The sequence below is a fragment of the Moorena sp. SIO2C4 genome (genome assembly GCF_010672485.1).
GTDB lineage: Bacteria > Cyanobacteriota > Cyanobacteriia > Cyanobacteriales > Coleofasciculaceae > Moorena > Moorena producens.
Window position 1 is genome coordinate 1 of the sequence record NZ_JAAHGN010000562.1, and the last position, 4,845, is coordinate 4,845.

The window sequence follows — 4,845 nt, forward strand, 5'->3', positions numbered from 1 at the left end:
TGAATTCCCAGAGGGATCACCCTTACTACCCTTGTCAATACGCTTGATCGGTTTCGGTCTTGGTCTTTTGGGTTTGGGTGCTGTGGCTGTAGCCACGCCATCCTTTTTACGAGGAGGGCGTGGCTTCGGGTAACTCTTTTTAGCACCAAAACGTTTTTTATTTTTATTAAATGGTTTCCTCTTTGGTCCAAATTTGTTGAGAAAACCAATATCGTTTCCTTCCTGGATCACCAGGGTATTGGCTTGCAGCTGTGCATGTAAATCCCAAAAATGACCAACGACCCTTTCTCCCAGGCAACCCTTAAGCTTTAACTTGAAAAACTTAGGCTTATCTGACTCTTTACGAGGTAATTGCCTAATTTTAACAACGACTTGTTCCTTCTCCCGCGAATGGTAGATCACCTCGCCACGAATGGAAAAATAGCCATCCTTCGGAATCGGTTCCGCCTCAGCTTCTGAGGAGTCATTTGATGTCTCGACTTCTGCTTCGGACTGAGCAACTCCCGAGTCAGTTGTTTCAGCTGAAGCTGTGGGTTCGAGAGTTTCTGGTTCCCAGACGCCAACAATTTGGACATGTAAGTTATCGTCTGCTTGCCTGATGCGGGGATAGACAACCCAGAGGTGGGGCTGATTGAGATCTAAGTGATTCTTGACCAAACTCATGACCCGACCGAGTAACACCGCATCAATCAAGGTTCCATCTGCCGCTACAAGTGTTCCCCTGGTCAACTGCTCTGCGGAAGGCATATATTTGCCATTGACCAGACCAATGGCGCGGTATTGCCTAGGTTCACTGGGGGCAGGAATTGGGTGCTGTCTTGAGACCTTACTTGAGACCTGAGTAGTTACTTTCCCATTAGATTCAGCTAAGGGAGCTGATTTGGTGGTATCTTGAGAGCCACCAGTTGGTGTTTCTGGGGGCTGGTTTTGCACACTGGATACTTCCGGTGGTTGGATTCCAGATGACTCAGCTGAGTCGGGAAGCCGATTCACAGACGAATTCATATAACCTCCTAGCGGCGGAGACACATTCCCATGGGTGGTTTTGACTGACATTGGCAGCATTGTTTTGTCAACATCTTCCAGCTTTCCGGTGTCCTTTCCAGAAAAAATTATCCTGGATTCTTGCCACCACAAAACTGGAGGGTGAGCGCACTTGGTACTAGTCTACCCACTGTACAGAATGCAGTGAGATAAAGGCTAGATCCGCAAAGTTTATGGAATCTTTAATCTGAGCGGTTTCTAGCCGATTTAACTGAGCTTTAATGCTAGCTTATTTAATAGATAGGATTTATGGGAGGATACTTTAAAACCCCCAAATCGTTTCATAATGGCAATAGAGTTCAAGAAGGTTTTGTGTCTCAAAAGCGCAGTCTGTGGATCAAAATAGTGCTAGTACTAGCTGTGCTAGCGTTTATCGGTATTTCGATGATTCCTTTGCTAGGGAATATTTTCAAGGATAATCCCGCCTCTGTTGGGGCAACACCTACAGCTACACCAAATATGTCTGCCCAGCAGCAAGCAGAACTAGAAGCTCAAGCCAAGGGTTATGAACTAGTCTTGCAGCGAGAACCAGAAAATTTAACGGCTTTGAGAGGTCTGCTGGAGATACGGCTGCAGCTAAGAGACATCAAAGGCACGATTGAACCCCTAGAAAAGTTAGCCAAACTCAATACTGACCAGACAGATTATGGAGTCTTGCTGGCTCAGGTAAAACAACAAATTGGCGATCGCGAAGGAGCAGCTCAAGCCTATCGGGACATATTAAACGCTAAGCCTGGGGATATGAATGCTCTGCAAGGGTTAGTTAGTTTGCTAACCCAGGAAAACCGCCCAGAAGCAGCCATCGGTTTGCTGCAAGACACCTTAAAAAGTTCCCAGCAAGTCAATGAAATTAAGCCTGGGAGCATTGATGTCATTTCTGTGCAGTTGTTGTTAGGTCAAGTTTACGCGAATCAGAAGCGTTATGACGAAGCCACAGCTATATATGACCAGGCAATCAAAGGCAACCAAGATGACTGGAGACCAGTGCTAGCTAAAGCCATGATTTTTCAAGAACAGGGTAACACTGAAAAGGCTAAACCCCTCTTTGACCAGGCTACATCCCTAGCACCAGCCAAGTACAAAGACCAAGTCAAACAGTTGGCAGCCGAAACTCCAAAAACTCCGGAAACTCCCGAAATTCCCGAAACTCCCGAAGATTAGTGATGAGTAACCGACACAGAGTACTAACGCTAGTTACCCATGACTCGACCACTGAGGCAGTCTCGGACTAGTAATCAATACTTCCGCTCTTTCGGTTCAAACAAGGTCATGCTTACCGGTTTATATTGCAGGTCAATACCTGCGGATGAGTAAAAAGCTAGGGTGTGTTTGAGAAAATTGGGATCATCCCGTTGGGGATAATCCTCCCGGCTATGGGCACCCCGGCTTTCTCGTCGGTTCAGGGCAGATGTAAGAATGATTTCTCCGACTATCATTAAATTGCGCAGTTCCAAGGCTTCGATAATTTCCGTGTTCCAACAGTTGCCTTTGTCATCCAAATAAATTTGCTGGTACTGTTGTTTCAATTGTTCCAGTTGGTTTAACCCCTCCTCCATGGAAGCTTGGTTACGGAAAACGCCACAGAATTGGGTCATACAGTCTTGGAAGGCTTGACGCAACTGGTTAAGCCGTAAGGTGCCAGATTTTTCCACAAGGGCTTTGATTTTTGCCTGGGCTGCATTGAGGTAGGATTGCTCATCAATGTCTGGTAACTTCCGGTCTTGGACGTATTTTGCGATCGCAGCACCAGTTCTTTTGCCATAAACGACACATTCCAACAGGGAATTACTCCCGAGGCGATTTGCCCCATGAACAGAGATACAGGCTGATTCCCCAGCGGCAAAGAAGCCCTCAATTAACCCATCTTTACCACTATGGACTTGCCCATCGGTGTTGACAGGGATTCCCCCCATGGAGTAGTGGGCAGTTGGTCGTACTGGCATTGGTTGATGTACTGCGTCAATACCAAGCAAGCGATGGGCTTCTTCCCAGCAAAACGGAATCCGACTCATAATCTTGTCTTTGCCCATATGGCGCAGGTCAAGGTAAACAAAAGGTCCACCTGCACTGCCATCAGGATGAATTCCACGACCAGCTCTGAGTTCTAGGGTAATCGCTCTTGAAGTAATATCCCGGGGTGCCAGTTCCATTTGTTTGGGGGCGTAGTCGCTCATAAAGCGATCACCTTCTGAGTTAATCAGATAAGCCCCTTCCCCTCGTACCGCCTCAGAAATCAAAACCCCCACCGGATACAAGCCCGTAGGGTGAAACTGTACAAACTCCATATCTTCCAAAGGCACCCCAGCCAGAGCTGACATTGCCAGACCATCCCCAGTGGAGGCAAAGTCATTGGAGGTCGTATTAAATACCCGTCCATAACCCCCGGTAGCGAACATGACAGCTTTTGCCCGTACTACTTCCACCTTCGTGTCTAGGAGCTGGAACATAACCACCCCTTTTGCCTGACCCTCTTCCAAAATCAGCTGCATAACGTACCACTCATCGTAGAGTTTGACACCGTTATGCCGGAGATTGTTCACCAGTTCATGCAAAATGGCGTGACCCGTCTTATCTGCCGCGTAGCAAGTGCGCCGATGGGAATGACCTCCAAAAGCCCTCTGAGCAATCCGACCATCCGGTAAGCGGGAAAACAGCACCCCCATGTGTTCCAGCTCAATGACTACCTCTGGAGCCTCTTTGGTGAGGATTTCTACTGCATCCTGGTCTGCCAAGTAGTCAGACCCTTTAACCGTGTCAAAGGCATGGGCTTCCCAGCTATCGGACGCATCAACATTCTTCAGAGTAGCTGCCATACCCCCTTGGGCAGCCACCGAATGGGAACGAATTGGGTGAGTTTTAGCCACAAGGGCGACATCCAGCTTAGGCTCAGAGCGTTTAATCTCTAAAGCAGCGCGACATCCAGCTAATCCCCCACCGACAATAATGACATCGTGTTCTAGCATCTCGGTCGTATTATGGAATCCGAATTCCTATTTTATGCTCTAGGTTATAGCCTCTAGGCATCTAGCCTCTAGGCATCTAGCCCCTAGGATTCTGACAAAGAATGAAGCGCCCCTCATCAAGCACGGAGGCTCTCAACTCTCCTTCCCCGGGTTCTGAAAAAGCCGGGGATGGTTCGGATTCTCTTCAACCGGTCGCCTCAATCGGTTTCTGTCTAGGCGCTCTGCCGACCGCTGTTGATGTGGTTTCCTCCTCTTCCATCTGAGCAATTTCAATATGGTTTAACAATGTAGTCACGAAGGCAAAGAGCAGGAAGGGCAGAGATAGTACCAAAATCAGCCCGACAGTTGCCAGAGCGTAAATTTGGCGGTCAGCACTCCAAAGAGCTAAGGCTGAGGCGAGACTCAGGAAAATTACGATTAACCAAACCATAATTTGTCCATAAATGTCACCAAAGCTTAGGGTGCAGACAATGCGATATCGTTGTAAGTTATCCATGGCATCTCTTGACACATTTCTTTATTTTTGTGACATACTCCCGACGCTGACAAGCGCGGTACAGCGCGGGCTTCTTACCAACTCCAGCCATCGCTTCGGATACTCGGTAAGCTTTATTAACGACACGGGATGCCCCTCCGCGCCGGAACAATACAAGAAGTTCTAGAACCAAAGTACTGCAGGTGCGAGCCCGTTGGTGCGACCCAAGGCCGGGGAACCCGGCCTTGGGTCGCACCGCCACGCGAATTTAATTCGCCGACGGAAAGCGCACCTATGGAATTTTACCAATTCACAGATAACTAAACTATCGAGTTTTTCTGAAGGTCACCCCATATTCTTTGA

4 protein-coding genes are annotated in these 4,845 nt (G+C 48.1%); 1 reads left to right on the forward strand and 3 read right to left on the reverse strand.

Going from position 1 to position 4,845, the window contains the following annotated elements; all coding sequences use genetic code 11:
• A partial coding sequence (gene patR / locus F6K20_RS24435) for a heterocyst master regulator PatR (RefSeq protein WP_287296353.1) occupies nucleotides 1-1,005 on the reverse strand: 1,005 nt, incomplete at its 3' end.
• Between the two features lie 351 nt (nucleotides 1,006-1,356).
• Between patR and F6K20_RS24440 the strand changes: the two genes are divergently transcribed.
• Entirely contained in the window at nucleotides 1,357-2,205 is an 849-nt protein-coding gene (locus tag F6K20_RS24440) for a tetratricopeptide repeat protein (RefSeq protein ID WP_044492237.1), read from the forward strand.
• A 74-nt stretch (nucleotides 2,206-2,279) separates the two neighbouring features.
• On the opposite strand, the gene F6K20_RS24445 is transcribed toward F6K20_RS24440, so the two are convergent.
• Both F6K20_RS24445 and F6K20_RS24450 read right to left on the reverse strand, forming a co-directional pair.
• A complete protein-coding gene (locus tag F6K20_RS24445; protein ID WP_008179299.1) occupies nucleotides 2,280-4,007 on the reverse strand; it encodes a succinate dehydrogenase/fumarate reductase flavoprotein subunit in 1,728 nt (575 codons plus the stop codon).
• 184 nt (nucleotides 4,008-4,191) lie between these two features.
• On the reverse strand, nucleotides 4,192-4,503 hold the full coding sequence (locus F6K20_RS24450; RefSeq protein ID WP_008179300.1) for a hypothetical protein: 312 nt from the start codon (nucleotides 4,501-4,503) through the stop codon (nucleotides 4,192-4,194).
• Nucleotides 4,504-4,845: the final 342 nt, after the last annotated feature.